This is a genomic window from Massilia sp. CFBP9026 (assembly GCF_034045165.1).
GTDB lineage: Bacteria > Pseudomonadota > Gammaproteobacteria > Burkholderiales > Burkholderiaceae_D > Telluria > Telluria arenae.
Genome location: NZ_JAXCWH010000007.1, coordinates 189,124 through 214,909 on the forward strand (window position 1 = coordinate 189,124; position 25,786 = coordinate 214,909).

Genomic DNA, 25,786 nt, shown 5'->3' on the forward strand with positions numbered 1-25,786 from the left:
GGCGCATGCGCCCCGTCCGCTCCGACACATCAGGAGAAGCCCACGCCTCGCGTGGACAGTCGCGCCCTGTGCGCGGCCCCTCCATTGCCCGGTCTTTTTTCCGGACTAGAAGGAAACCTTAGATGAAAAGCAGCACCATGATTGCCTCGAACCTCCGCACCACTATGACCCGTGCCGCCGCCGCAGCAACCCTGCTGCTGGCTGCTACCGCATCGGCCCAGGCCGCCGCCGTTCCGCAAAGCGCGGCGCCGGCCGCCACCGCCGCCGCCTCGGCCCAGGAACAAGTGCGTCAGCTGTACCTGACCCTGCTCGGCCGTGAGCCGGATGCGGGCGGCCTGAAGTACTGGACCCAGGCGGTGAGCCGTGGTGTGAGCCTGGCGACCGTCGAAGCGGAGATCAAGCGCAGCGCCGAATACGCCAAGCGCAATCCAGGCCCTGTGGCCGGCCCGAGCACGATCCCAGCCACGCCGTATAACTACTACGTCTCGCCGACCGGTTCGGACAGCGCCGCCGGCACCAAGGCGGCGCCGTTCAAGACCCTGGCACGCGCCGCCCAGGTCGCGACCAAGGCCGGCACCACCGTGTTCGTGGCGCCTGGCACCTATGCCGGCGGCATCAGGACCACCGCCAGCGGAACCGCAAGCAACCGCATCTACTGGGTGTCGACCACCAAGTGGGGCGCCAAGATCGTGCCGCCTGCCAAGTCGACCAACAAGACCGCCTGGGACAACCGCGGCAACTACGTCAGCATCATTGGCTTCGATGTCGACGGCAGCAAGATCGGCACCGGCACCAAATGGGTGCTCGGCATCTACACTGGCGGTTCGTACAACGTCATCGAGGGCAACCGCGTGCATCACATGGCGACCACCATCCCGTGCAACAGCGCCGGTGGCTCGGCGATCGGCGTCGACAGCTACTACAAGGGCGTCAAGGGCGATGTGATCGGCAACGTCGTGCACGATATCGGCCCGGCTGGCTGCACCTATGTCCAGGGCATTTATCACAGCACCTCGGGAACGATCAAGAACAACATCGTCTACCGTGTCGGTTCGGCAGCGATCCACCTGTGGCACGATGCGACCGATCTCCAGATCGTCAACAACACGGTGAGTTCGTCGGTGTTCGGCATCATCGTCGGTGGCGGCGACTTTTACTTCACGAGTGCAGGCGCCAACAACGTCCACGTGCACAACAACATCGTGTACGACAACAAGTACGGTATCTCCGAGCAGGGCAAGACCGGTAAAGGCAATACCTACAAAAACAATCTGGTCACCAAGAACCCGACCTATAACTTCCAGCTGCGTAACGGCTTGACCCATACGGGAACGATCAGCTCGGAACCGCTGTTCGCCGGCTACTCGCGCACGGCGGCAACGCCAGACTTCAAGCTATCGACCAGCTCGCCGGCGGTTGGCCGCGGCATCGCCACCTACGCGCCGAAGAATGACATCGACGGCAAGGCACGTGGCAGCAGCATCGACCTGGGCGCATACCAGCGTTAATGGGCTTGTGATGGCGGCATGACCGCGATGTAAATGGCCCGGGCGTGAGAGCGTCCGGGCCATTGTTCTATTCGGTTTCGGTATCGATCGGCTGCACGACTTCGGGCCCGCCGAGCCCGGCCCGGTTGACGAGCGTGCTGACCGCGTGCCACTCGAACGCGTCCGAGGGCAGGGCGGCGCGACGCGCGAATGCCAGCGCTTCCTCGCTCGAGAGCGCCGGATCGAGCCAGGTCTCGGCATCGACCGCATCCAGCACGACCGGCCGCCGGTCGTGGATGTCGAGCATGCCGCCCGTGGCATCGTCGGTCACGAGCACGAAGCCGGCTTCGGCGCGGCTCTCGGTAAAGCCGCCGAAATTGGCCAGGGCCAGCATGAACAGCGGCGCACCGTCGCGGCGGTGGATGTGCCAGGGTTGCTTATGTCCTTTTTCTCCAGTCCATTCGTACCAGCCCTGGGCCGGCACCAAAGCCCGTCCCGACTTGAGCAGGCCGCGCCAGTAGCGGTTGGTGAGCTTGTCCATGCGCGCATTGATCGTCACCGGCACCTTGCCCTTGGCCCAGCGCGCCTGGTAGCTCCAGTACACGTCGTCTACCCGCCGCTCGCCATCCTGGATGTGCAGCAGCGGCCGGTAGGTGCCGGGCGGCACGTTATAGGCCGGCGCGGCTTCGCTGTCGTACACCGCGTCGAGCCAGCCGATCGCGCTGGCGTAGTTGCGAGCCGTCTGGCTCTGGTCAAATCGTCCACACATGGCCCGATACTAGCGCAAGCCTGCCCGAGGCAGCGCGCGAGGCGTGCGGCGTTTGGCCGCATCGTCCGGCAATGGTATGCTCCGGGCTAATATGATTGACAAGGAGCAGGTATGGCAGCAGGCTGGTGGACCGTATTGAAGACCGTTCCGTGGAGCGATGTGATCAGCGCCGCGCCCCAAGTGGCGACCGGCGCGCGCCGCCTGTGGGACACGGTCAATCGCAAACCGGGGGCGGTGGACCCGGCGACCGGCTTGAGCCCCGAGATGGCCGCGCAAGAGGACGACATCATCGGCCTCCTGGTCGCGCGCTCCGAGCAGAACGACGCGGAGCTGAACGACTTGCGCAACCAGATGCGCGCGGCCTCCGAACTGATCGCCAACCTGGCCGACCAGAATGCCCAGCTGATCGCCAAGATGGACGTGCAGCGCCAGAAGATCACCTGGCTCAGCGTGACCGCCGGCCTGTCGGCCTTGCTGGCGGTGGTGGCCCTGATCCTGGTGGCAGTGCGGACATAAATGAAACTGGTACTGATCTGCGCGACCCTGTTCATCTTCATTTCGATGCTGCTGAACGGGGCGCGCCGGCGCGGCAAGCTCAATGACAGCGCCAACCGCGCCGTGTCGGGCCTGGCCAATTCGATGCGCATCTTCGTGTTCGGCCTGTTGTTCTTCGTGGCGATCGTGTGCGTGGCGATGGCCTGGCATATGCTGCAAAGCCCGCCTTGACGCTGGCCGGCGGGGCTGCCGGCAATCCCGTTTCTTTCGTTGGTCCAGGAATTTCCGGTATGATTTGAATTGTTTCCTAAATTCAACATTTGCCGATCCGTGACCAACTCCAAGCCAGAATCCATCAGCAGCCTGCCGACGCGGGTACTCAATCTCGTCGATTGCGGTGTGATCGTGCTCGACCACGAAGGATGCATCGTTCTCTGGAACGGCTGGCTGGTGCCGCGTTCCGGCCGCGGCGCGGCGCGCATGCAGGGCCATGCGCTGATCGAAGTGTTCCCCGACCTGCGCGGCTCGCGCGTCGAGGCGGCCATCTTCGCCGCGCTGCTCGAAGGCGTCGCCACCGAGCACGTGCCGCCCTCGCACAGCCGCGCCCCATTCCCGCTGCGCGAGCCGGGCAGTTTCGACGGCGCCCTGATCGACCAGGCGGTCTCGGTCACGCCCTTCGACGAGGACGGCCGGCGCTTCTGCCTGGTCGAGATCCGCGACGTGAGCAGCGTCGCGGTGCGCGAGCGGCGCCTGCTGGAACACGCCGAATCGCTGCGCGCACGTTCCTATATCGACGGCCTGACCGGCATTGCCAACCGGCGCCACTTCGACGTGGCGCTGGAGCGCGAACTGCGCCGCGCGCAGCGCGCGGATGGCGCGCTGGCGCTGCTGCTGGTCGATATCGATTCGTTCAAGGCCTATAACGACCACTTCGGCCACCAGCAGGGCGACAGCTGCCTGACCATGGTGGCCCAGGAGCTGGCCGGCATGCTCAAGCGGCCGGCCGACCTGGCGGCGCGCTATGGCGGAGAAGAGTTCGCGGCCGTGCTGCCGGACACCACGTTGGAACAGGCGCGCGTGCTGGCCGACCGCATCCGTGCCCACGTCGCCGGCCTGGGCCTGCAGCAGGCGCCAGCCGCCCACCATCCGCAGGTCACGCTCAGCATCGGCGTCGCCGCCTTCGACCGCGCACGTCTGAACGCGCCGGAAGCGCTGATCGAGGCGGCCGACAAGGCCTTGTACGCGGCCAAGCGCGGCGGACGCAATCGCGTGGTCGCCGACGGCGACGCGGTGGACGTCGCCGCCTGAAGAATCAAACCGGCGGCAGCTTGTCCAGCAGCTTGTCGAGCGTAACCGGATACTCGCGCACGCGCACGCCGGTGGCGTTGTAGATCGCGTTGGCGACCGCCGCCGCGACTCCGCACAGGCCAAGTTCACCGACGCCCTTGGCCTTCATCGGCGACGAGTATTCATCTTCTTCGTCCAGGAAGATCACTTCCTGGTGCGGGATGTCCGCATGCACCGGCACCTCGTAGGTGGCCATGTCGTGGTTGGCGAAGAAGCCCATGCGCTGGTCGACCACCAGGTGCTCCATCAGCGCGCCGCCGACGCCCATCGTCATCGATCCGATCACCTGGCTGCGCGCGGCCTTCGGATTGAGAATCCGGCCGGCCGCGCACACGGCCAGCATGCGCCGCACCCGGGTTTCGCCGGTGACGGCATCGACCGCCACTTCGACGAAGTGGGCGCCGAAGGTCGACAGCTGGTTCTTCTTGGCCAGGTCGCCGAACTCGATCACGTCCTCGGCCACCAGTTCGCCGTCCCGCGCCGCCTGCGCCAGCGGCAGGCTGCGGCCCGCCACGCGCACGGCGCCGTCCACGAACTCCGCCTCGCCGGCCAGTCCCAGCCTGGCGACCGCCTGCTCGCGCAGCTTGACGCAGGCCGCGTACACGCCGGCAGTGGCGCTGTTGGCGCCGAACTGGCCGCCCGAGCCGGCCGAGACGGGAAAGTCGGAGTCGCCCAGCTTCACCTCGACGTGCGCCAGCGGCACGCCCAGCATCTCGGCCGCGGTCTGGGCGATGATGGTGTAGCTGCCGGTGCCGATATCGGTCATGTCGGTCTCGACGACCACGGTGCCGTCGCCGCGCAGCCTGACGCGTGCGGCCGAGGTGATCACGGGGCTGTTCCTGAAAGCCGCCGCCACGCCATGCCCGATCAGCCAGCGCCCTTCGCGTACCTGCGCCGGCTTCGGGTTGCGTTTGCTCCAGCCATGGCGTTCGGCGCCGGTGCGCAGGCACTCGATGAAGCGCCGTTCCGAGAAAGGCCGGATCGGCTTCTCGGGATCGACCCGGGTGTCGTTCAGGATGCGGAACTGGACTGGGTCCATGCCCAGCTTCTCGGCCAGCTCGTCCATCGCGATCTCGAGCGCCATCAGGCCCGGCGCTTCGCCCGGCGCGCGCATCGAGTTGCTCTCGGGGAGATCGAGCACGGCCACGCGGGTGGTGGTCATGCGGTGCTGGCCGGCGTACAGCAGGCGGGTCTGCTGGGTCGCGACCTCGGGCCGGCCGCCCGGCAGGTTGCCGTTCCAGGTTTCGTGGCCGATCGCGGCGATGCGGCCGTCGCGGCCCGCGCCGATGCGCAGGCGCTGGATGGTCTTGGGGCGGTGGGTGGTGTTGTTGTAGACCAGGTGGCGCTGCAGGGCCACCTTGACCGGGCGTCCCGCGGCGCGCGCGCCGAGCGCCGCCAGCAGCGCATCGGCGCGCAGGAACAGCTTGCCGCCGAAGCCGCCGCCGATATACGGCGAGACCACGCGCACGTCCTGCTTGCGCATGTGCAGGGTCTTGGCCAGGTCGCTGCGCCACCAGTCGATCATCTGGCTCGAGGTCCAGATCGTCAGCTTGCCGCCATCCCAGCGCGCGGTGGTGGCATGCGGCTCCATCATCGCGTGCGACTGGTCGGGCGTGGTGTAGACCGCGTCGAGCTTGACCGGGGCCAGCTCGAAATGGCGTTCGAAGTCGCCGGCGCGGGTGTCGGGCGGATAGTCGCGCTCGGGCTTGGGCGCGATGCCGCTGTCCTTGACCTTCGCCAGGTCGAAACTGCCTTTCTCTTCGCGGTAGCGCACGCGCACCAGGCTGGCGGCGGCGCGGGCCTGCTCGAAGGTCTCGGCCACGACCAGGGCCAGCGCCTGGTGATAGTGTTCGATCTTCGGGCCGCCGAGCAGGCGCGCGGTGTTCTTCTCGCCCTTGCCCAGCTTGCCGGCGGTCGCGGCGGTGACCACCGCCAGCACACCCGGCGCCCGCTGCGCCGCCTCGACGTCGATGGCGGCGACCATGCCCTTGGCGATGGTGGAACCGACCACGATGCCGTGGGCTGCGCCCGGCACTTCGCGGTGGTGTTCATAGGCATAGGTGGCGCGCCCGGTGCACTTGAGCGGGCCGTCGACGCGGTCGTAGGGGCGGCCGACGTGGCGCAGCCTGTCGATCGGATTGGTGGTGGCGGGGGTGTTGAATTTCATGGGCGTGACCTCTCAAGTCGCCGCGGTCGCGGCGCTCGCATCAAGAAATGAAGCGGGACGGCGCCGCGGCGCCGTCCCGCATGCGGCATCAGGCCGACAGCGGCATCTTCTCGATCAGCTTGTCGAGCGTGATCGGGTATTCGCGCACCCGCGCGCCGGTGGCGTTGTAGATCGCATTCGCGACCGCGGCGCCGACACCGCAGATACCGAGTTCACCGACGCCCTTGGCCTTCATCGGCGAGGACAGCTCGTCTTCTTCCTTCAGGAAGACGACTTCCTGGTGCGGGATGTCGGCGTGCACCGGCACCTCGTAGGTGGCGAGATCGTGGTTGGCGAAGAAGCCGAGGCGCTTGTCGACCACCAGGTGTTCCATCAGCGCCGCGCCCACGCCCATCGTCATCGCGCCGATCACCTGGCTGCGCGCCTGCTTCGGATTGAGGATGCGGCCGGCCGCGCACACGGCCAGCATGCGCCGCACCCGGACTTCGCCGGTGACCGCGTCGACCGCGACTTCGACGAAGTGGGCGCCGAAGGTCGACAGCTGGTTCTTCTTGTCCAGCCCACCGGTAAATTCGATCGTGTCCTCGGCCACCAGCTCGCCGCCGGAGGCGGCTTGCGCCAGCGGCAGGTTGCGCCCGCCCGCCCGGACCGTGCCGTCCACGAATTCAGCCTCGCTCTCCTTGACGCCAAGCTTGGCGGCGACCTGTTCGCGCAGCTTGGCGCAGGCGGCGTACACGCCCGAGGTCGAGCTGTTCGCGCCCCACTGGCCACCCGAGCCGGCGGAGGCCGGGAAGCTGGAGTCGCCCAGGCGCACCTCGACCCGCTCCAGCGGCACACCCAGCATCTCGGCCGCGGTCTGGCCGATGATGGTGTAGCTGCCGGTGCCGATGTCGGTCATGTCGGTTTCGACGATCACCTTGCCCTCGCCGGTGAGCCGCACCCGCGCCGCCGACTTCATCACCGGGCTGTTGCGGAAGGCCGAGGCCACGCCGTAGCCGATCAGCCAGCGGCCATCTCGGGTCTGGCCCGGCTTGGGATTGCGCTTGTTCCAGCCGAACTTCTCGGCGCCCATGCGCATGCACTCGATGAAGCGGCGCTCCGAGAATTTGCGGATCGGCTTTTCGGGATCGACCTTGGTGTCGTTCAGGATGCGGAACTGCACCGGGTCGATGTTCAGCTTTTCGGCCATCTCGTCGATCGCCACCTCAAGCGCCATCATGCCCGGCGCCTCGCCCGGCGCGCGCATCGCATTCCCTTCGGGCAGGTCGAGCATGGCGACGCGGGTCGCGGTCATGCGGTCGGCGCCGGCGTACAGCAGGCGGGTCTGCTGGGTGGCGACTTCCGAGCTGCCCTTGGGCAGGTTGCCATTCCAGGTCTCGTGGCCGATGGCCGTGATGCGGCCGTCGCGGCCGGCGCCGATGCGGATGCGCTGGATGGTCGCCGGGCGGTGGGTAGTGTTATTGAAGATCAGATGACGGTGCAGCGCCACCTTGACCGGGCGCTTGGCCGCGCGCGCGCCGAGGGACGCCAGCAGGGCGTCAGCGCGCAGGAACAGCTTGGAGCCGAAGCCGCCGCCCACATAGGGCGAGATCACGCGCACCTTGTCCTTCGGGATGTTCAGCGTCTTGGACAGGTCGTTGACGCACCAGGCGATCATCTGGTTCGAGGTCCATACCGTCAGCTTGTCGCCTTCCCAGACCGCGGTGGTAGCGTGCGGCTCCATCATCGCGTGCGACTGGTCCGGGGTGGTATAGGTGGCGTCGAGTTTCACCGGGGCGGTATCGAAACCGCGCTGGAAATTGCCGGCCTTGGAGTCGGGCGGGTCGGATTCCCAGGTGGGCTTTACCGCCTTGTCCTTCTCGGCGGCCAGGTCGAACTTGCCTTTCTCTTCGACGTATTTCACGCGCACCAGGTGGGACGCGGCGCGCGCCTGTTCGAAGGTCTCGGCGACCACCAGGGCCACGGCCTGGTGGTAGTGCTCGATCTTGGGGCCGGCCAGCAGGTGGGCGACGTTCATGTCGCCTTTACCCAGCTTGCCGGCATTGGCGGCCGTGACCACGGCCAGCACGCCGGGCGCGCGGCGCGCGGCCTCGATCTCGACCGAGGCAATGCGGCCCTTGGCGATGCTGGAACCGACCACGAAGCCGTGGGCGGCGTTCGGCACTTCCTTGTGGTGCTCGTAGGCGTAGGGCGCCATGCCGGTGCACTTGAGCGGACCATCGATGCGGTCGAGCGGCTGGCCGACGTAGCGCTGGCGGTCGATGGGATTGGTAGTGGCTGCAGTGGTGAATTTCATGGGGTCAGCCTTTCTTCGCTGCGTTGATCGCTTCGGCGAGGGTGCGGTGAACCAGGGCCACCTTGAAGGCGTTGTCCTCGGTGGTGCGGGCGCCGGCCATCAGGCGATCCGACACCGCCTTGGCGCCTTGCGCCATCTGCCGTTCGGCCTCTTCGACGCGCCATGGCTTGTGGGCCACGCCGCCGACCGCCACGCGGCCGCTGCCGTCGGGCAGGATCACGGTAGCCACCGACACCAGGGCGAAAGCGTAGGATGCGCGGTCGCGCACCTTGCGGTAGGCGTGCACGCCGCCCAGCGGCTTCGGCAGCTTGACGGAAGTGATCAATTCGCCCGGCTCGAGCACGGTTTCGATGTGCGGGGTATTGCCCGGCAGGCGGTGGAAGTCGGCGATCGGGATGCTGCGCATGCTGCCGTCGGCCTTCACGGTCTCCACCTCGGCGTCGAGCAGGCGCATGGCGATCGCCATATCGCTCGGGTGCACGGCGATGCAGGCTTCGCTGGCGCCGACCACCGCGTGGTGGCGGGTGAAGCCGCCAATGGCGGCACAGCCGCTGCCCGGCTGGCGCTTGTTGCACTTCTGCGCCGTGTCGTAGAAGTAGGGGCAACGGGTGCGCTGCAGCAGGTTGCCCGAGGTGGTCGCCTTGTTGCGCAACTGGGTCGAAGCTCCCGCCAGCAGGGCGCGCGACAGCACGGCGTAATCCTTGCGTACGCGTGCGTCGGCCGCCAGGTCGGTATTGCGCACCAGGGCGCCCACGCGCAGGCCGCCGTCCGATGTCGGCTCGATCTTGTCGAAGCCCAGGCCGTTGACATCGACCAGGGTGGTCGGGGTCTCGATCTCGAGTTTCATGAGGTCGAGCAGATTGGTGCCGCCGGCGATGAAGCGGGCATTCGGGGTGCGGGCGACGAGCTGGGCGGCCTGGGCCGGCGAAGTGGCGCGCTGATAGGTAAATGCCTTCATGCCTTGACCCCTCCCACTTCGGTGATCGCGTCGATGATGTTCGAGTAGGCGCCACAGCGGCAGATATTGCCGCTCATGCGTTCGCGGATCTCTTCCACGGACAGCAGGGGTTTGACGTTCAGGTCGGCGGTCACGTGGCTCGGAATCCCTTGGCGGATTTCCTCGATCACGGATACGCTGGCACAGATCTGACCGGGGGTACAGTAGCCGCACTGGTAGCCGTCGTGCTTGATGAAGGCGGCCTGCATCGGATGGAGCTTCTCCGGCGTGCCGAGGCCTTCGATGGTGGTGATGTTGGCGCCTTCGTGCATGACCGCCAGCGACAGGCAGGAATTGATGCGGCGGCCGTCCATGATGACGGTGCAGGCACCGCACTGGCCCTGGTCGCAACCTTTCTTGGAGCCGGTCAAGTGCAGGTGCTCACGCAGCGCGTCGAGCAGGCTGGTGCGGGTGTCCAGCTGCAAGGTGACCTGCTTGCCGTTGACGGTGAAAGTAACGCCGGTGGTGACCGGCTCGGGAGTGGTGCTCGCGTCAGCCGTGGGTGCGGCCTGCTGGGCATGCGCGCCCGGGACGGCCGCGGTCGATACCGACAGGGCGCCGGCGATCAACAGGTCGCGCCGGGTGAGCTTGACGTCGCTGAATTGGTCCATGCTTGTGGCTTCCTTCTCTAGAGTGCGTTGCCCACGTCTGTTCTCGGCGTCAATACTGCGGCGCCGGCAGGTGTGGAAGGGCTTGCGGAGTTGTCGAATTGATTCTAAGTCAGCTGCCGGGAAGGCCGCGTTCCCTTGAAACTTGAAGTTTCTTGAGGGATGTAAATATCAGCCGACAGGATGAGACTTCGGTAGAGATGGCGGCACGAATGGCCTGCGCGCCGGCCGGAGGCGCAGGCCGACGCGATGGAGCAGAAGGAGAGGGCTTACCTATTGCTGAAGGACGTAGTCGCCCGGTGCGGGCGCCGTGTCCGGGATCGGCGCCGGCGGCGCGACATGCTTGCCGGCATGGCGTAAGAGCCATTGATCCCAGGCGGGCCACCAACTGCCTTCGAGTTGGGGCACGCGCGCCAACCAGCGGTCGGGATCGATGTAGGGGTCGTCATGGCGGTGCACGGCAACCTGGTAACTGCGGTTGGGACTGCCAGGCGGTGCCACCACGCCGGCATTGTGGCCGCCGCTGGTGAGGATGAAGGTGATCTCGGTGTCGGTGAGCGGGATGATCTTGTACACCGAGCGCCAAGGCGCGACGTGGTCGGTGAGCGTGCCGACCGCGCAGATCGGCACATCGATATCGCTCAGCGAGACGGGATGCCCGCCGGCCAGGTAGCGTGAGCTGGCCAGGCTGTTGCGCAGGAACAGGCGGTGCAGGTATTCGGCATGCATGCGATATGGCATGCGGGTGGCGTCGGAATTCCAGGACATCAGGTCGCTCTCCTGCTCGGGCAGGTCGAGCAGGTAGTGGCGCAGACGCCGCGACCAGATCAGGTCGTTGGAGCGCAGCAGCTGGAAGGCGCCGGCCATCTGGCGCGTGTCGAGATAGCCCTGCTGCCACATGGCGGCTTCGAGGAAGCTGACCTGGCTGTCGTCGATGAACAGCGACAGCTCGCCAGGCTCGGTAAAGTCGACCTGGGCCGCCAGCAGCGAAATGCTGGCCAGGCGCCGGTCGTGGTCGCGCGCCATCGCGGCGGCGGCGATCGCGAGCAGGGTGCCGCCCAGGCAATAGCCGGCGGCATTGATTTTGCTGGCGCCAGTCTGGGCCACGATGGCGTCGAGCGCGGCAGTGATGCCCAGCTGGCGGTAGTCGTCCATGGTGAGGTCGCGGTCTTCGGCTTGCGGATTCTTCCACGACACCATGTACACGGTATGGCCGCGCTCGACCAGATAGCGCACCAGGGAATTGTGCGGCGACAGGTCGAGGATATAGAACTTCATGATCCAGGCCGGCACGATCAGCAGCGGCACTTCGTGCACCGCGGAGCCGACCGGGTCGTAGCGCAGCAGTTCGATGAGCCGGTTCTGCATTACTACCTTGCCCGGTGTGACGGCCACCTCGCGCCCAGGCCGGAAGCTGACCACGCGCGGCTTGCCTGCGAGCAGGCCTTGCACATCGCGCCAGGCACGCGCGGCGCCATTGGCCAGGTTCATCCCGCCGCTGGCCAGCACGGCGCGCTGCACGACGGGGTTGGTAGTGACGAAGTTCGACGGCGCCACGCAGTCGAGCATCTGGCGCGCGACGAAGGTGACGACGTCGGCATGGTGCGGTGCGACGCCGCGCACGGTGGAGGTGGCGCGGTGCCACCACTGCTGGCTCAGCAGGAAGCCCTGGCTGAGCTGGTGCCAGGGCGAGGTATTCCAGGCCGGATCGACGAAACGTTTATCCTGGGCCAGCGGCCGCACCAGGTCGGCGCCATCGGCGGCCGGCGTGACCAGGTATTGCAGCCAGCGCTGCCAGCCGAGGGTGGCGTCGGTGGCCAGTTCGTGCTGCTTGTCGGGCGACATCATGAGGTGACTGGCCCAGTCGAACCAGGCCATGGCGAGCGCGGCCGGCGACAGATTACCGGTGAGGCGCCCAAGCCAGGCCCACAGCACGAGGTCGGCATGGACTTGCCCGCCGGCGACCCGCGCATGGCGGTGGGTGCCGCCGAGCCAGGCGCTGCCTTCGAGCCGGCGCGTACTGCCGGCGGCATCGGGGCGGGCATTCGGGCGAGTATCGGGCGCCATGGCATAAGCTCGCGGCATGCAGTTGCGCTCAGTGCGCGATCAGGAGCGGCGTCGTGCTGCCCGCCAGCAGGGAGCGGGTGACGCCGCCGAGGACGAACTCGCGGTAGCGGCTGTGGCCGAAGGCGCCCGTGACCAGCAAGCCGGCATCGTGCTCGCGCGCGACCTTCAGCAGCGCCTCGCCGGTGCTGCTGCGCGTGGTCTCGATGACGACGTCGACCTTGACCCCGTGGCGCGCCAGGTGCAGCGCCATGTCGGCGCCCGGTTCTTCTCCATGCATCTCGGCCATGGCGCCGGGATTGATGAGCGTGAGCTTGACTGCATCCGCCTGCCGCAGCAGGGGCAGGGCGGCGGAGATCGCGCGAATCGCCTGCATGCTGCCGTCCCAGCCGACGACGGCGGTGCCCGGCAGGGCCCGTTGTTTCCAGCCGGGCGGCACCACCAGCACGGGACGCGCGCCGTGCAGCGCGACGTATTCGGGCAAGCCGCGCGCCTGGGCCGGAATGCCCGGCACGGCGATCGGTTCGCCGTCGCGGCTGACGATCACGAGGTCGGCATAGCGCGATTCGAGCAGCAGGGCGTAGCGGGCGTCGTCTTCAAGCATGCGCGTTTCGAAACTGTTGACGCCGTGACGCTGGACGGCGGTGCTGAATTCTTCGAGCCGCGCCTCGACCGCGTCGCGCACCCCGCTGAAATCGGATTCGGGCATCATCGGCGCGCCCATCGAGCCGACCAGCAGCGAATAGTCGAACCAGGAGATGCCGGTGGCGGCGCTGCCGACGAGGTGGGCGTCGAATGCATTGGCCAGCAGGGCGCCGGCGCGCAGGCGCGCCTCTTGCTCGGGACTGCCGTCGACATGAACCACGATGGTCTTGTACATGCTCGTTCCTTTCTTTTCGGTAAAAGCGGACTCGGGCGGATAGGCGTGCCGGTGTCTCGCCGAGGGGATGGACCCTGGACGGTATCTGGCCTATACGCTTGGATTACTTGAAGTCCACTTTATTCCCGGATCGAATGCGTGTCAGGGACGTGGTTGATGTGAATCAAAAAAGCTGAGAAAGAAGGGGGAATGAGTGCCGCGGAGTATTGTCAGGAATGCGTACGACTGCTCTGACGCAAGGACGCGGTAGCGATTACCTCTTTTAGGCCTTGTGACTATCCGGCATGGCCGCATACTTAAGTCATTACCGGCGATGTGGTCGGTTCTCTTGTGTCTCCATCTCGGCCCTGCCGAGGACTTGGCCGTTGCCTGCTTCGTGCGGCAGCGGCCTTTTTTTAGCTGGAGGTGCCTGGGGTGCGCGCCGCGACAAGGTCAGGCGTGGCGGACGGTTGCGGATCAGTGGTGACGGGCTTGGCGGCGTGCGCGGTCAGGTCGCCGGGACGAGCACTTCCCAGTTCGTGCTGACCAGGTCGAGGACCATTTCTTCTTGCCGGCCGCAGCAGGTGCAGGTGCGCTGGTCTCGGTCTGCGGTGTACTGCCAGGAATGGGTCGTCGACAGCGCGCCCGCGATGGCGGAAAAGAAAGATTTTGATGCCGAGAACAGTCCCATGATGCCCGCCAGAAGTTAACCTCGTTAGCGTATTATGGAACTCGTGAGTGCACAAGATATTGAACAGGTATCGTTCTATGTTTCTCGCTTCCGCTTGCTCAATTGTTGCGAAATGGATGAATTTAGCGCCGGACCACGGGGGGCGTGGCCTATCGGCACTCAGGCGACTTCGAACGTCGTGCTCATCACGCCGACCAGCGCCACCATCTCGGCCGACTCGACCAAGGCCAGCAGCACATCGCCGCGATCGACATGGCCATTGGCAAGCAGCGCATTCCACTCCGATAGTTCGAGCGTAGTCGCGTCGCGCTCGAGCGCCGTCCGGTACAGATGGGCGACGAAGGCAGCGTCGTCCAGCCCGCCCGTCGCTTCATCCGCAGCGATGAAGCTGTCGGCGATGTCGGCCAGCGAGGCGCCTGCCTCCGAGCGATCGATCCAGTAATTCAGGCCATCCAGGTCCGGCCGGCGGTCGTACAGTGCGTCGTACATGCGAATGAGCACCCCGATGTCGCTGGCGCCGATTTCCAGCTCGTGCGACGCCACGATCTGCAGCTTTTCGCCGGAGTCGACGAGCGCGAGCGCGAGGTCGGCGCGGCTGAGGTCTCCATTCGCGAGACTGGCCGTCCAGTAAGTCAGGCCACCGGCATCGGCGGCGCGGCCCAGCACCTGGTCGTACAGCCAGGCGACATAGGCCCCGTCCGCCATTGGCACCTTGCCGGCCAGTTCGGCCGATTCGAGGATGGTCTGGGTCACGCCGTCGAGTGTGCCGTCGCCAGCCAGCTGTCGCATCCAGTAATCGAGGCTGCCGGCATCGGGGGCGCGATCGAGCAGGCTTTCATAGAGACGTGTCACAACCGGTGTCAGGTCTGACATTTGGACACGGTCTCGTCAATTGCCGGCTTCGCACGCTTGTCTCGAGAGTTCGAGAGGATTAATTGCTGAGGTCGTGTCCGAATGTCAGACCTGACACCACCGGAGTGACACCACCGGACAGTGACACCACCGGACAGACACCACCGGACACCTTGACACCACCGGACACCTGACACCACCGGACACCACCGCACGTGCTGTAGCGCGTGTCGATACCCATTACGCATGAGCTGACGCTTTGGCCTGGCCGAAGTAGGGCGGGCACAGGCGCCTGCCATCAGTTCAATGGGCAGGACCAGATCAGCTTTGCCGCGCAGCGACAAGTGCAAGCGCCAGCACCGGTGTCAGGACTGGTGTCAGACCTGATACTCGCGGATGCAACGAGCCATACGCTTTGGCGATGTGCTAGGGTGATCGCCGAAGTCTTCAGCAGTCCAGTCGGTACAGTGTACGAACCCTTTGCACGCCGTGAGATACGGCCATCATTTCTGCAAGGTTCCTGGAGGTAAAGCTTTGCGCGCGGACCTCGTGGAGAGCAACGGCCTGTTTCGGTGCATCGGGGATGCCGCGGATTCGCTCGATCGAGTATGCGGGCCAGAATCCGCCCTCGGGGGCTTCCACGACGCTACTATGGATGCGGTAATCACCTTCATCCCAAGGGTTGACCGACCTGGTTAATTCGAAGCTGTCCATAAACGCCTCGTTCTATATCGACAACTTATTTTAAGAGCGGAACGGTATGACGTCAGCACAACGCATATTAATGGCGGTTCAAAACCGTACCAGTCATGCTAAATGCATAAGCCGTTTCGCGTCTTGAACGATCGAAGTCTGTCGATGGCTGGGCGAGCCTCGTCAGCGCGCGTTGTAAACCGGTGCTGCAATGCGCTGCGCATGGAAGCAGGGCCTTGACAGCTGAAGTTGCCTGAAGCCAGGAGTGACAACGAAGGAACGGCAAGTGACACGAATCTGCTTGCGCACGCCGTTCAATTTGGTGATCTATTGTTTTACCAGAGATGGCTATGCAGTTACTTCGGGGGAGCCTATCCTGCCGTGTCGTCAGAGGTGTCAATCGAACACCTCGTAGCGCAGATGGCAAGCAGTCTCAGGCGCCGAAGCGTCGAGACGTCGACAGAATGTTGCTGGCACCGTGGACTCAACAGACGGCAGCCGGACTTCTAAAGCCGTTCCGCCTGGGCGCGGGAGTGCCGTCGATCGTCGGTCTCGTCGACCCATCCTCTGTGACAACCCAAGCCCTCCAGGCCGAACTCGATCACACGCCAGAGCGCGACCAGCGAGACTGGACCTTTGATCACAGCGGTGACGCCAGCGAATCGGCAGCCTTTTGCGGCTGCGTACATTGCATCGTTTGCTGTAATCAGGATGACAGCGGCGGTATGGCAGCGGCTCTTCAGCTCACCAGCAAATGACCGCCGCTCCACTGGGCGCGTCGGACTGCAGATCAACACCACATCGAACCGTGTCGTCCCCACCGCGCTCAACGCGGCGTCATGCTTTTCAGTGGCGACAGTCATGTAGCCGAGCGACGTCATATGCGTCTTCAGATCTCTGCACAGCTTACGGCTGTCACCTACCACCAATGCTGCTCTCATGTCGGCGCCATTTTCCTGATACTTGGCTCGACTTTACCTCTTATTCACCAACTAACAGTACCAGCGCTCACCGGTCAGGCAGGCGGGACTTTTCCTACAGGTCATCATTGACTGGCCTTTCGGTAGTCGGCGGTGGCAATGTCATTGCCGCCGGCGCACGACCGCCGCGATACCGGCACCTAAAACATGACCGGCACTGTCTGCGCCCCGACACCCGACGCTCGGCGTCACGCGGGCGAGATCGCCGGTCCCGCACCTGCGCGAGCAGAAGCGGTGTCAGAAGGGGCGTCAGGCGAAAAGGTGTCACAGAAACGGTGTCAGACCTGACACCATCAGCGGTGGACACCATCAGTGGACACGCGTGTTTCGGGATTTAGGCGCCAGCGAGAGGTCGGTCAGCCTTCAATACGGCGACAAGGTTGGTATAACAATGGAACGACTTTACCTTGCCATCCTTGAGGTGCCATACATCGCAGCACGACACGTCAAACTTCTTGTTCGTGGCGCTCAGGACGCCATCGGGAAGCGGAAGATCACCCCTATGAGTACCTTGCAACTTAAGTTCGACCACCACCACATTATCAGCGGTGAAGTAGAGCTTCAGCAATTCTCGGTGCATGTCGGGATAAGCTTTGATCAGTCCGATAACCGGCTCACGGACCTGTTTCCCTGCCCATCTCTGTCCTGAGGACACGTCCAGAAAATACCCGTCGTCCCTGAATAAAGAAACGAACTTGTCTGCATCAAGGCTTTTGGCTTCGGCAACCCGATAGAGTTCTCTAACGACCGCTTCGTTTGCCGTTAGAGCAGGCGCTTTCGCGTATGCCGGCCACGCTAGGGGTATTGCAGAGGCGGTCGCAATGCCGGTTAAGATCGAGCGACGATGAAAATTTTTCATATATTCTCAATTTTGGAGTGTGTACCTGAGGATATAGTCTGGTAGTAATTAGTCAAGTACGCACCTTTTGGTAAGTGCCCGGCTCGAGCGCATCCTGTGGACGGCTGGATTGAAAATCGATCGGGGCCAGCCGTCGGGCGATCCTGCAATCGAGCTCTAGGGGTTACGTCAGTGACCCCTGGCAGGCCTGGGCTATCGATCTGCTGCGCCAGTATGCGGAATGCGCTGCTCTTCATGCTTCCAGCTTTAATGTATCAGCGAGCAATGCCTGCATGTAACTGTTTGAGCCTCCGTAGATAGTGGAGCCGTTGCTTCTGATTTTTACCACGCCATACGCAGCACTCGCAGACGCGTGCGTATCGGCTGCTGTACTAGCCGCAGCAAAAGCAGTGTTTCCAATGATTCGTCCCGGATCAGTGACTTGCGAAGCTACTGTGCCTTCACTCACGGACGCCACTGCGACTAACTCGGCATGGCTCGGTGCAGCTAACGCTCACAGGAAAGTCTGGCCAACGAGACGTGGAATGGCCTTGCAAAATATTTTAGTATTCATCGTGTCCTCAGGTAAGGTTGTAACCGTCGTGGCGCAATCGCCATGCCAGCCGTTTAAAGTCAAACACATCAGCGACTTATTTTGCTGTGGATGAATAAATGTAAATATTGTCGGCACCGACAAATGGGGAATGCGAACTTGCAATTAGAAAATCGCGGAAACGATCCGGATCTCAATGCTCGGTGGGAATTTATGCAAATTCCGCTGAGAAAATCAGGTTCGCAGAGCGCTACCGGTCCGTTTCAGGCGCATCTGAACCGATGAGTAGGAAAGGGCGGGAAAGCAGGCCTTTGCGGAAAAGCCCGTATTTTGCGGAAAAGCGGAAGCGTTGCAACGAGGCGGGTACTTACCTGAAAGCCCGCAGAGACGGTGTCACCCGCAGAGACGGTGTCAGGTCTGACATTTGGACACGGTCTCATCAATTATCGGCTGCCGCGCATGTGTCGGAAGATACCAGAGACGGTGTCAGGTCTGACATTTGGACACGGTCTCATCAATTATCGGCTGCCGCGCATGTGTCGGAAGATACTCGAAAGCGTTAATTGAGTGTCCAAGGCTGAGGTCGTGTCCGAATGTCAGACCTGACCCTGTCGCCGACCCTGTCGCCTGCGCATTTAGATACGGTCTCATCAATTATCGGCTGCCGCGCGTTTGTCGCAAGATTCTCAAGAGCATTAATTGAGTGTTCAAGGCTGAGGTCGTGTCCGAATGTCAGACCTGACCCTGCGAAGTGACCCTTTAGATACGGTCTCATCAATTATCGGCTGCCGCGCGTTTGTCGCAAGATTCTCAAGAGCATTAATTGAGTGTTCAAGGCTGAGGTCGTGTCCGAATGTCAGACCTGACCCTGCGAAGTGTGACCCTGCGAAGTGACCCGCCGTCGATGTTGATGACTGTTGAGGTTGTGAAGAAGACGTCTGTATGACATAGCATCGACGCTGGCGACGTTCGAGCAGGCTTAGTCACATTAGGAGGCGACCGCCAGAAGTCTAGTTAGACAGGGTTAGCTTCCAATTGGCGGAGTGCGCGAGACGTCCTGGATCACATCGGTCATGACTTGTAAGGATGCGTAACGCGTCCGCGAGTGGTACGCCCAAGTCATATAGCGCGCACGAGGTGAAGCTAAGTCCCTTTTCGGGGTGCATCGCGAGCATCCCAGTTTATGCAGAGATCTTGGCAAAGGCAGTGTCAGGTCTGACATTTGGACACGGTCTCTTCAATTACCGCCGCCAAGACGCTTGCCAGATGACTTTCGATAACAATAGAGGTCTGTTCTAGGGCTGAGGTCGCGTCCGAATTCCAGACCTGACCCTGTCGCAAGACCTTTTGGGCATAGCGTCTGGTAAGGTTTGGGGGCTTACGCGAAGTGGTACCAGGTTTGACATGTGGACACGGTTTCTCCACTTGCCGCCGCCCGCGTGTTTGATATGAGATTTTCGAGAACTGCGAGGTATTGTTCTAAGGCTGGAGTCGGGTCCGAATGTCAAACCTAACCCTGTCGCTGACCATCGAGTGGGGAATGAAGCTTCACTTTCACCTGCTGCGTTCTACAAACATCTTCCGCATCTCGAAGCAGCAAACGAAGAACCGCCGCTCGTCCGAGCACTTGCTGACTTATCGAAGACCGGCTGGTCACTTGAGCATCCCACTGAGCAGCAGCCCTCTTCAAAATCGGAACAAGAGACTTCAAATGACCGTTGGCCTGTGCGAGCTTGGCAGCGGTTTCGTGTGGCAGCGCAACCAGTGGTATCAGATCACTCATCTGCCAAAGCTCCAGGCTCTCAAAGTTCTCAACGTGGCCGGCGAAAAAATTCGAATCCACGGTGACACCTACGCTCTGAAAAGTAATACCGGTCATTAATGTCGAAACCGCCTGATGGGCTCGCTCTACTTGATTGAGGATTGCTGCGCCGTGCAGTTGAGCGAGCAGAGATTCGTTTTTCCGGCGACGGCGACTTTCAGTGGTGGCGAGCCAGATGGTGACGCTAAGTGTAGCGACGGTGCCACTCGCGGCTAGCCATTCTGGCCCCTTCGCGCCGACGGGCAGAGTTACAAAAAGGTGGAGAGCTGCACCGATTCCACAGCCACCGACAATCGTGACAATGATCAGGCCGATTACTTTATACCAGTCGTCTTTCATAGCAGATCCCAGAAAATTATTGGAAGAGTAACATGATGCTCTGGGGTATTGAAAAGGATTAGTGTGCAACGCAATTTGACAACGCGAAATTTAGTTAAGGCTGTGCTGTCTCACTTGGCATTTGAGCGGGCGACCACCTGCATGTGCCGGTGCCGACACAGGCTCGCCACTGGCCATCGCAGTTGGGACGGCGCCAGACCGTCGGCAAGATTGCCAAGGCGCTCGGGATTTCGGTCGAGTAGCAAGAGTTCTGATCGATGTGGGCTTGCTGCGAAGCGCGTGGACGTCCGTAAACATATGCGCCGTCGAGAGGGCAACTGCCTAAGCCGATAGGGTAGGGAAAGGCGGGAAATTGGGCTTTTGCGGAAAAGCCCTTAAATTGCGGAAAAGCTGGAATGGTAAAATGATGCGAGAACTTACCTGAAAACCCGCACATATCCTTGGTGCCCGGAGCCGGAATCGAACCGGCACGCCATTGCTGGCAGCAGATTTTAAGTCTGCGGTGTCTACCAGTTTCACCATCCGGGCAACGCCGAAGATTCTAGCACAGGCGTGCTCAATTCGGAGCGGTTTGGCAACTTTATCCTCCTGATAAGCCCCTCCACGCGGCATGATCGCCCGCCCATCCCTCCCAACCGGTCTCTTGCATCTTTGGAACCCCCGCCCGGATGGTGTAGCATGCCAACCGGCGTCACCCAAGCTGACGCTACCACTGGCAAGACCAAGCAAGGACAACAATTGGACATCAAGATCAACGACGAGCTGCGGTCCTTCGTCGACCCGCTCACCGACATCGAATACGCCGCGCTCGAGCGCAGCCTGCAGGCCGAGGGCTGCCGCGACGCGCTGGTGCTCTGGCGCGACACCCTGATCGACGGTCATAACCGCTACGAGATCTGCACGAAGCACAACATCCCCTTCCGCACCGTTCACAACAATAACTTCGCCTCGCTCGAAGACGTGATGCTGTGGATGATCGACAATCACCTGGCGCGCCGCAGCGTGTCGGACTTCCAGCGCGGCGTGCTCGCCCTGCGCAAGAAGGAACTCGTCGCGGCGCGGATGGCCGAGCAGCCGCCACAGGAAGAGGGCGACAAGAACGCCCCGGCCGACGAGACCTCGCCGCCATGGAATACCCGCGAGGACGTCGCGCGCGCGGCCCGCGTCTCGAGCAATACCATCAGCCAGATCGAACGCATCCAGAAGGCCGCTACCCCGCAGTTGCGCGAGGCGGTCCGTACCGGCGCCATCTCGATCAATGCCGCCGCCAACGTGGCGCAGTTGCCGGAAGAGCAGCAGATCGCTGCCGTCGCCGGTGGCCGCAAGGAGTTGCAGCAGGCCGCGCGCCAGGTGCGTGAACAGAAGATGGCCACCCGTCCGAAAAAGGAAAAGGTCGAGCTCGATCCCGAAGACGAGCTCGCGGCCCTGCGCAAGGAAGTGGCCAGCCTGAAAGATCGCATGGCAACGCTGCTCACCGATAACCAGAGGCTCAAGCAGCGCCTGGCCAATGCCGGCCTGGACGACGAATAACACGACCTGAAGGAAGACCAAAGATGCGCATGCCACGTTCGTTCACGCCGCTCCTGCTGGGCTCTCTCCTGGCCGGACTGGCCGCCCCAGGACTCGCCGTTGCGCAGACCAAAGCGCCGGTCAGTGCCGCGCCCGCAACGCAGGCCTTCAGCGCCGCCGACGTCGCGCGCTGGAAAGCGACCGCGCACAGGGTGACGATCATGCGCGACAAATGGGGCATTCCGCACATCTACGGCAGCACCGACGCCGACACCGTGTTCGGCATGCTGTACGCCCAGGCCGAGGACGATTTCAATCGCATCGAACTCAACTACATCAATGCGATGGGGCGCCTGGCCGAGGTCGAGGGCGAGAAGGAAATCTGGCGCGACCTTCGCATGAAGATGTACATCCAGCCGGCCGAGATGCAGGCCAAGTACGCCGCCAGCCCGGCCTGGCTGAAGAACCTGATGAACTCCTTCGCCGATGGCCTGAACTATTACCTGCACACCCACCCCGAGGTCAAGCCGAAGCTCATCACGCGCTTCGAACCGTGGATGGCGTTGACGTTCAGCGAAGGCAGCATCGGCGGCGACATCGAGTCGATCGACCTCAAGGAACTCGAACGCTTCTATGGCAAGCGGCCGGTGCTGGCCCAGGCCGGCGTCGACAAGGGTTTCGATCCTGAGCCGCGTGGCTCGAACGGCTTCGCCATCGCCCCCAAGCGCTCGGCCAGCGGCCATGCACTCCTGATGATCAACCCGCACACCTCGTTCTATTTCCGTCCCGAGGTGCACATGGTCAGCGACGAGGGGCTGAATGCCTACGGCGCGGTGACCTGGGGCCAGTTCTTCATCTACCAGGGCTTCAACGACAAGGTGGGCTGGATGCACACCTCGGGCGGCGGCGACGTGATCGACGAATACCTCGAGACCGTGGTCGAGCGCGATGGTGAGTTCTTCTATAAATACGGCAAGCATGAAGGCCGGATGCGCACCGCGCAGATCAACCTGCCCTATAAAACGCCGAACGGCGGCATGGCCAGCCGCACCGTCACCGCCTATTTCACCCACCACGGCCCGGTCGTGCGCCAGGAGGGAAATAAATGGGTGTCGGTCAAGTTGATGGATGACCCGCTCAATGCGCTGACCCAGTCCTATACCCGTACCAAGGCGCGCGACTACAACGCTTTCTATAAGGCGATGGAGCTGCGGACCAATTCCTCGAATAACACGGTGTACGCCGACGCGCAGGGCAATATTGCCTACTTCCACGGCAATTTCATCCCAAAACGCGACCCCCGCTTCGACTGGACCCGCCCTGTGGATGGCAGCAATCCGGCCACCGAGTGGCAGGGTCTGCACGAGATCAAGGAAACGATCACCCTGCTGAACCCGGCCAGCGGCTACATCTCCAACACCAACAATTGGCCGTGTAATGCGGCCGGCGCCGGCAGCAGCCCGAAATGCGCCAGCTACCCGGCCTATATGTGGTCGCTGCCCGAGAACGCCCGCGGCCGTAATGCCGATCGTGTGTTCAAGGACGCCAAGGGCCTCACGATCGATGGCCTGATCGCGGCGTCCTACGATACGCGTCTTGCCGCGTTCGAGCCATTGGTGCCGGCCGTGGTGGCGGATTATGAAGCGCTGCACGACAGCGATGCGCGCAAGGCGGCGCTGCTCGAGCAGGTCGCCGTGCTGCGTGACTGGAACCTGCGTTACGCGATCGATTCGGTACCGACTTCGCTCGCGGTCTATTGGGGGCAAGAGATGGTGGCGGAGCATGGCGCGCGTGCGCGCGCCGAGAACATTCCGGCGGTCGACTACATCGCTAGCCGTTTGAGCCCGGCCGACCGCCTCGATGCGTTGGTGCGCGCCTCGAACAGGCTGCAGGCCGACTTCGGCGACTGGCGCACGCCATGGGGCGAGATCAACCGTTTCCAGCGCATCAGCGGCGACGTCGACCAGCAGTACGACGACAGCAAGCCCAGCATTCCGGTCGCTTTCGCCTCGGCCAACTGGGGTTCGCTGGCCTCGTTCGGCATGTCGGCCAAGCAGAACACCAAACGTATCTATGGCGATCGCGGCAACAGCTTCGTCGCGGCGGTGGAGTTTGGCCCGCGCATCAAGGCCAAGAGCATCCTGGCCGGCGGCCAGAGCGGCGATCCGCGCTCGCCGCATTTCAACGACCAGGCGGCGATGTATGCGCGCGGCGAGTTCAAGGATGTGCTGTTCTACAAGGAAGACATCGAGCGCAACCTGGAGCGCAAATACCATCCGGGGCAGTAAGCCCACTACAGAAGGGACCGCGTGGAACTGAGCGAGAAACAAAAAATGTTGGCTGGTATGCAGTATCACGCCAGCGATCCCGATCTGCGTGCCGAGCAGAATGCGACGGCTGCATGGCTGGCGCGCTACAACGGCGCGCTGGGCGATCCGGCCAGTTGGCAGTCCTTATTGGGCGAAAGGATCGCGCGCGCGGGGCAGGGCACGACCGTGCGTCCGCCTTTCCACTGCGACTACGGCTGGCATATCACGCTCGGCGCGCGTGTCTTCATCAACTTCGATTGTGTGTTCCTCGACGTCGCGCCGATCGTCATTGGCGACGATTGCCGCATCGGCCCGGGCGTGCACATCTATACCGCCGACCACCCGCGTGATCCGGCCCTGCGCCGCGCCGGCTTCGAATCCGGACGGCCGGTCACCATCGGCCGCAACGTCTGGATCGGCGGCGGCGCCATCATCTTGCCGGGCGTGACGATCGGCGACGATGCCATCGTCGGCGCCGGCAGCGTGGTCACCCATGACGTGGCAGCGGGCGCCCAGGTCGCGGGCAATCCGGCGCAGCCGATTTCGGATTGATCCCCTACGCTCCGTCGTACGTCGCTCCCGCGGAGGCGGGAGTCCAAGTCTTCAGCGCCGTTGCCAGGGCTGGCTGTAACTGGTGAGCGTGCACACTTGGGCTCCCGCCTTCGCGGGAGCGACGGTGGTGTAGCGCAGCTTGTCGCCGAACGGCTTGAAGCAACGGGCTGCTGGCGGTGCCTGTTTCCAGCTTGCTATAATCCCAGCTTCGCATCAAAGGACAGCAAGGCAGGACAGGGCAGTGGCCAAACTCTATTTCAGGTACTCGGCGATGAACGCCGGCAAATCGACCGCCCTGTTGCAGGTCGCCCATAACTACGAAGAGCAGGGCCAGCAGGTCAAGCTCTATACGGCGGCGATCGACAACCGCTACGGCGTCGGCCTGATCACCTCGCGCCTGGGCGCCCAGCGCAATGCCGAGGTGTTCGAGACCGACACCAATTTCCTCGAGCAAGTGTCCGGCGTGGCTTGCCTGCTGGTCGATGAATCCCAATTCCTTACCAGCGCCCAGGTCAGCCAGCTGCACCAGCTGGCCCAGGTGCGCGGCGTGCCCGTCATCTGTTATGGACTGCGCAGCGATTTCCGCGGCGAACCGTTCCCCGGCTCGGCCTACCTGCTGGCGCTGGCCGACGATATCGAGGAAATCAAGAATATCTGCACCTGCGGCAAGAAGGCGACCATGAATATCCGCGTCGACGAACAGGGCCGCCGTATCCGCGAAGGCGAACAGGTCAGCATCGGCGGCAACGAAAGCTACCGCCAGGCCTGCGGACGCTGCTTCTATTCGGCCTGAGCCCGCCATGTCCTTCGCTTGCGGCGCCTGGCTCCCGGCCGCCGCCTGCGCCGCGGCCGGACCCGCGCTCGACATCTTCCTCTACCTGATTCCCTCGGCCGCGCTGGCCGTGCTGCTGTGGATCGCCTCTAGCGCCCACCCCGCCTTCTTCGTCTTCACCGCCGCCGGCACCCTGTGCCATGAGCTCGCCCATTTTTCGGTGGGCTTGCTGACCAATGCCGAACCGGTCGGGATGAGCGTCTTCCCGCGCCGCATCAAGCGGCCCAAGGGTGGACATAACTGGGAACTCGGTTCGGTTACTTTCGCCAACCTGCGCTGGTACAACGCGGCCCCGGCTGCGCTGGCGCCGCTGCTGGTGCTGCTGGTGCCGCTCGGCGTGGCGTGGTGGCGCACGCGTGAGGGACTTGCCTTCGATCCGGTCGACCTGGCCATCATGTTCTTCCTCGCGCCCCAGTTCCTGTCCTTCTGGCCATCGCCGGTCGACTGGAAGCTGGCGACCCGGTCCTGGCCCTGGGCGCCACTGCTGGCGCTGGTGCTGGCATGCTGGTATTTCAAGGATGTGGCCCTCGGGCTTATCAAGGCGTAAAGACTTGGCGAAAAATCGCTTACGTCAGACTTAATTCCTGGCGATTCCGGCGTTTCAAGCGGGACAAGCCGCCTCTGGCACGTGGTTCTATCCTGTAGAATGGACCGCAAAGCGCGGTATGGCTGGCTTATCGATATTTGGTCATGTCGCATCCGCAAGGAATTCCGTACGGAGAAACGC

Annotated in this window: 22 protein-coding genes and 1 tRNA gene; 9 read left to right on the forward strand and 14 right to left on the reverse strand. The window is 63.4% G+C overall.

The features are described 5' to 3' along the window. The first annotated feature begins 122 nt into the window (after positions 1–122). Positions 123–1,508, forward strand: coding sequence for a right-handed parallel beta-helix repeat-containing protein (locus SOM28_RS18280; RefSeq protein WP_221176199.1), 1,386 nt, complete (start codon positions 123–125; stop codon positions 1,506–1,508). A gap of 67 nt (positions 1,509–1,575) precedes the next feature. Here the strand turns inward: SOM28_RS18280 and SOM28_RS18285 are convergent, their stop codons facing one another. Continuing rightward, on the reverse strand, positions 1,576–2,256 hold the full coding sequence (locus SOM28_RS18285) for an SOS response-associated peptidase (protein WP_123070963.1): 681 nt from the start codon (positions 2,254–2,256) through the stop codon (positions 1,576–1,578). Positions 2,257–2,367: 111 nt separating this feature from the next. Here SOM28_RS18285 and SOM28_RS18290 point away from each other — a divergent pair, with 111 nt between their 5' ends. From SOM28_RS18290 to SOM28_RS18300, 3 genes are all read left to right on the forward strand, one after another. Then, positions 2,368–2,772, forward strand: a complete 405-nt coding sequence (locus tag SOM28_RS18290) for a hypothetical protein (protein ID WP_123070962.1) — start codon at positions 2,368–2,370, stop codon at positions 2,770–2,772. Then, positions 2,773–2,982, forward strand: a complete 210-nt coding sequence (locus tag SOM28_RS18295) for a hypothetical protein (protein ID WP_123070961.1) — start codon at positions 2,773–2,775, stop codon at positions 2,980–2,982. It begins immediately after the preceding gene. Positions 2,983–3,081: 99 nt separating this feature from the next. Next, positions 3,082–4,059: a sensor domain-containing diguanylate cyclase gene (locus SOM28_RS18300; protein WP_320468980.1), complete on the forward strand. Its 978-nt coding sequence runs from the start codon at positions 3,082–3,084 to the stop codon at positions 4,057–4,059. A gap of 4 nt (positions 4,060–4,063) precedes the next feature. Here the strand turns inward: SOM28_RS18300 and paoC (SOM28_RS18305) are convergent, their stop codons facing one another. From paoC (SOM28_RS18305) to SOM28_RS18365, 13 genes are all read right to left on the reverse strand, one after another. Beyond that, the gene (paoC, locus tag SOM28_RS18305) at positions 4,064–6,265 is read right to left on the reverse strand and encodes an aldehyde oxidoreductase molybdenum-binding subunit PaoC (RefSeq protein ID WP_320468981.1); all 2,202 of its coding nucleotides are present in this window, start codon (positions 6,263–6,265) and stop codon (positions 4,064–4,066) included. A gap of 88 nt (positions 6,266–6,353) precedes the next feature. Beyond that, the gene (gene paoC, locus SOM28_RS18310; protein ID WP_320468982.1) at positions 6,354–8,561 is read right to left on the reverse strand and encodes an aldehyde oxidoreductase molybdenum-binding subunit PaoC; all 2,208 of its coding nucleotides are present in this window, start codon (positions 8,559–8,561) and stop codon (positions 6,354–6,356) included. A gap of 4 nt (positions 8,562–8,565) precedes the next feature. Continuing rightward, positions 8,566–9,519 (reverse strand): FAD binding domain-containing protein, encoded by a 954-nt coding sequence (locus tag SOM28_RS18315; protein WP_123070789.1) that lies wholly within the window; start codon positions 9,517–9,519, stop codon positions 8,566–8,568. Continuing rightward, positions 9,516–10,169 (reverse strand): aldehyde dehydrogenase iron-sulfur subunit PaoA, encoded by a 654-nt coding sequence (gene paoA / locus SOM28_RS18320; RefSeq protein WP_123070788.1) that lies wholly within the window; start codon positions 10,167–10,169, stop codon positions 9,516–9,518. The genes SOM28_RS18315 and paoA overlap by 4 nt, the downstream gene beginning before the upstream one ends. A 270-nt stretch (positions 10,170–10,439) precedes the next feature. Beyond that, positions 10,440–12,233 carry a PHA/PHB synthase family protein gene (locus tag SOM28_RS18325; protein ID WP_320468983.1) on the reverse strand — a complete coding sequence of 598 codons (1,794 nt, stop codon included), beginning with the start codon at positions 12,231–12,233 and terminating at the stop codon, positions 10,440–10,442. A gap of 28 nt (positions 12,234–12,261) precedes the next feature. Beyond that, complete coding sequence (locus SOM28_RS18330) at positions 12,262–13,110, reverse strand: universal stress protein (protein WP_123070786.1); 849 nt, start codon at positions 13,108–13,110, stop codon at positions 12,262–12,264. A gap of 487 nt (positions 13,111–13,597) precedes the next feature. Then, entirely contained in the window at positions 13,598–13,780 is a 183-nt protein-coding gene (locus tag SOM28_RS18335) for a hypothetical protein (RefSeq protein ID WP_123070785.1), read from the reverse strand. Between the two features lie 159 nt (positions 13,781–13,939). Then, complete coding sequence (locus SOM28_RS18340) at positions 13,940–14,632, reverse strand: DUF4214 domain-containing protein (protein ID WP_320468984.1); 693 nt, start codon at positions 14,630–14,632, stop codon at positions 13,940–13,942. A 447-nt stretch (positions 14,633–15,079) separates the two neighbouring features. Next, a complete protein-coding gene (locus SOM28_RS18345) occupies positions 15,080–15,346 on the reverse strand; it encodes a hypothetical protein (RefSeq protein ID WP_123070783.1) in 267 nt (88 codons plus the stop codon). A gap of 485 nt (positions 15,347–15,831) precedes the next feature. Continuing rightward, positions 15,832–16,266, reverse strand: coding sequence for a DNA-binding transcriptional response regulator (locus SOM28_RS18350; protein WP_123070782.1), 435 nt, complete (start codon positions 16,264–16,266; stop codon positions 15,832–15,834). Between the two features lie 373 nt (positions 16,267–16,639). Then, positions 16,640–17,164: a nuclear transport factor 2 family protein gene (locus tag SOM28_RS18355; RefSeq protein WP_320468985.1), complete on the reverse strand. Its 525-nt coding sequence runs from the start codon at positions 17,162–17,164 to the stop codon at positions 16,640–16,642. 2,042 nt (positions 17,165–19,206) lie between these two features. Further along, complete coding sequence (locus SOM28_RS18360) at positions 19,207–19,857, reverse strand: hypothetical protein (RefSeq protein ID WP_320468986.1); 651 nt, start codon at positions 19,855–19,857, stop codon at positions 19,207–19,209. Between the two features lie 441 nt (positions 19,858–20,298). Next, positions 20,299–20,385 (reverse strand) — tRNA-Leu (locus tag SOM28_RS18365). Positions 20,386–20,535: 150 nt separating this feature from the next. Between SOM28_RS18365 and SOM28_RS18370 the strand changes: the two genes are divergently transcribed. The 5 genes from SOM28_RS18370 to SOM28_RS18390 all read left to right on the forward strand — a co-directional run bounded on the left by SOM28_RS18370 (position 20,536) and on the right by SOM28_RS18390 (position 25,606). Further along, positions 20,536–21,387, forward strand: a complete 852-nt coding sequence (locus SOM28_RS18370) for a ParB N-terminal domain-containing protein (protein ID WP_320468987.1) — start codon at positions 20,536–20,538, stop codon at positions 21,385–21,387. A 23-nt stretch (positions 21,388–21,410) separates the two neighbouring features. After that, positions 21,411–23,654, forward strand: coding sequence for a penicillin acylase family protein (locus tag SOM28_RS18375; RefSeq protein WP_320468988.1), 2,244 nt, complete (start codon positions 21,411–21,413; stop codon positions 23,652–23,654). Between the two features lie 45 nt (positions 23,655–23,699). Continuing rightward, a complete protein-coding gene (locus SOM28_RS18380) occupies positions 23,700–24,227 on the forward strand; it encodes a sugar O-acetyltransferase (protein WP_307719588.1) in 528 nt (175 codons plus the stop codon). Between the two features lie 241 nt (positions 24,228–24,468). Beyond that, on the forward strand, positions 24,469–25,020 hold the full coding sequence (locus SOM28_RS18385) for a thymidine kinase (protein ID WP_320468989.1): 552 nt from the start codon (positions 24,469–24,471) through the stop codon (positions 25,018–25,020). 7 nt (positions 25,021–25,027) lie between these two features. Next, positions 25,028–25,606: a hypothetical protein gene (locus SOM28_RS18390; RefSeq protein ID WP_320468990.1), complete on the forward strand. Its 579-nt coding sequence runs from the start codon at positions 25,028–25,030 to the stop codon at positions 25,604–25,606. Positions 25,607–25,786: the final 180 nt, after the last annotated feature.

Bases quoted from the DNA above. Each gene is read 5' to 3' on its own strand.
- SOM28_RS18280 (WP_221176199.1), top strand. From the start codon at position 123: ATGAAAAGCAGCACCATGATTGCCTCGAACCTCCGCACCACTATGACC.
- SOM28_RS18285 (WP_123070963.1), bottom strand. From the start codon at position 2,256: ATGTGTGGACGATTTGACCAGAGCCAGACGGCTCGCAACTACGCCAGC.
- SOM28_RS18290 (WP_123070962.1), top strand. From the start codon at position 2,368: ATGGCAGCAGGCTGGTGGACCGTATTGAAGACCGTTCCGTGGAGCGAT.
- SOM28_RS18295 (WP_123070961.1), top strand. From the start codon at position 2,773: ATGAAACTGGTACTGATCTGCGCGACCCTGTTCATCTTCATTTCGATG.
- paoC (WP_320468981.1), bottom strand. From the start codon at position 6,265: ATGAAATTCAACACCCCCGCCACCACCAATCCGATCGACAGGCTGCGC.
- paoC (WP_320468982.1), bottom strand. From the start codon at position 8,561: ATGAAATTCACCACTGCAGCCACTACCAATCCCATCGACCGCCAGCGC.
- SOM28_RS18315 (WP_123070789.1), bottom strand. From the start codon at position 9,519: ATGAAGGCATTTACCTATCAGCGCGCCACTTCGCCGGCCCAGGCCGCC.
- paoA (WP_123070788.1), bottom strand. From the start codon at position 10,169: ATGGACCAATTCAGCGACGTCAAGCTCACCCGGCGCGACCTGTTGATC.
- SOM28_RS18325 (WP_320468983.1), bottom strand. From the start codon at position 12,233: ATGGCGCCCGATACTCGCCCGAATGCCCGCCCCGATGCCGCCGGCAGT.
- SOM28_RS18330 (WP_123070786.1), bottom strand. From the start codon at position 13,110: ATGTACAAGACCATCGTGGTTCATGTCGACGGCAGTCCCGAGCAAGAG.
- SOM28_RS18335 (WP_123070785.1), bottom strand. From the start codon at position 13,780: ATGGGACTGTTCTCGGCATCAAAATCTTTCTTTTCCGCCATCGCGGGC.
- SOM28_RS18345 (WP_123070783.1), bottom strand. From the start codon at position 15,346: ATGGACAGCTTCGAATTAACCAGGTCGGTCAACCCTTGGGATGAAGGT.
- SOM28_RS18350 (WP_123070782.1), bottom strand. From the start codon at position 16,266: ATGAGAGCAGCATTGGTGGTAGGTGACAGCCGTAAGCTGTGCAGAGAT.
- SOM28_RS18355 (WP_320468985.1), bottom strand. From the start codon at position 17,164: ATGAAAAATTTTCATCGTCGCTCGATCTTAACCGGCATTGCGACCGCC.
- SOM28_RS18360 (WP_320468986.1), bottom strand. From the start codon at position 19,857: ATGAAAGACGACTGGTATAAAGTAATCGGCCTGATCATTGTCACGATT.
- SOM28_RS18370 (WP_320468987.1), top strand. From the start codon at position 20,536: ATGCCAACCGGCGTCACCCAAGCTGACGCTACCACTGGCAAGACCAAG.
- SOM28_RS18375 (WP_320468988.1), top strand. From the start codon at position 21,411: ATGCGCATGCCACGTTCGTTCACGCCGCTCCTGCTGGGCTCTCTCCTG.
- SOM28_RS18380 (WP_307719588.1), top strand. From the start codon at position 23,700: ATGTTGGCTGGTATGCAGTATCACGCCAGCGATCCCGATCTGCGTGCC.
- SOM28_RS18390 (WP_320468990.1), top strand. From the start codon at position 25,028: ATGTCCTTCGCTTGCGGCGCCTGGCTCCCGGCCGCCGCCTGCGCCGCG.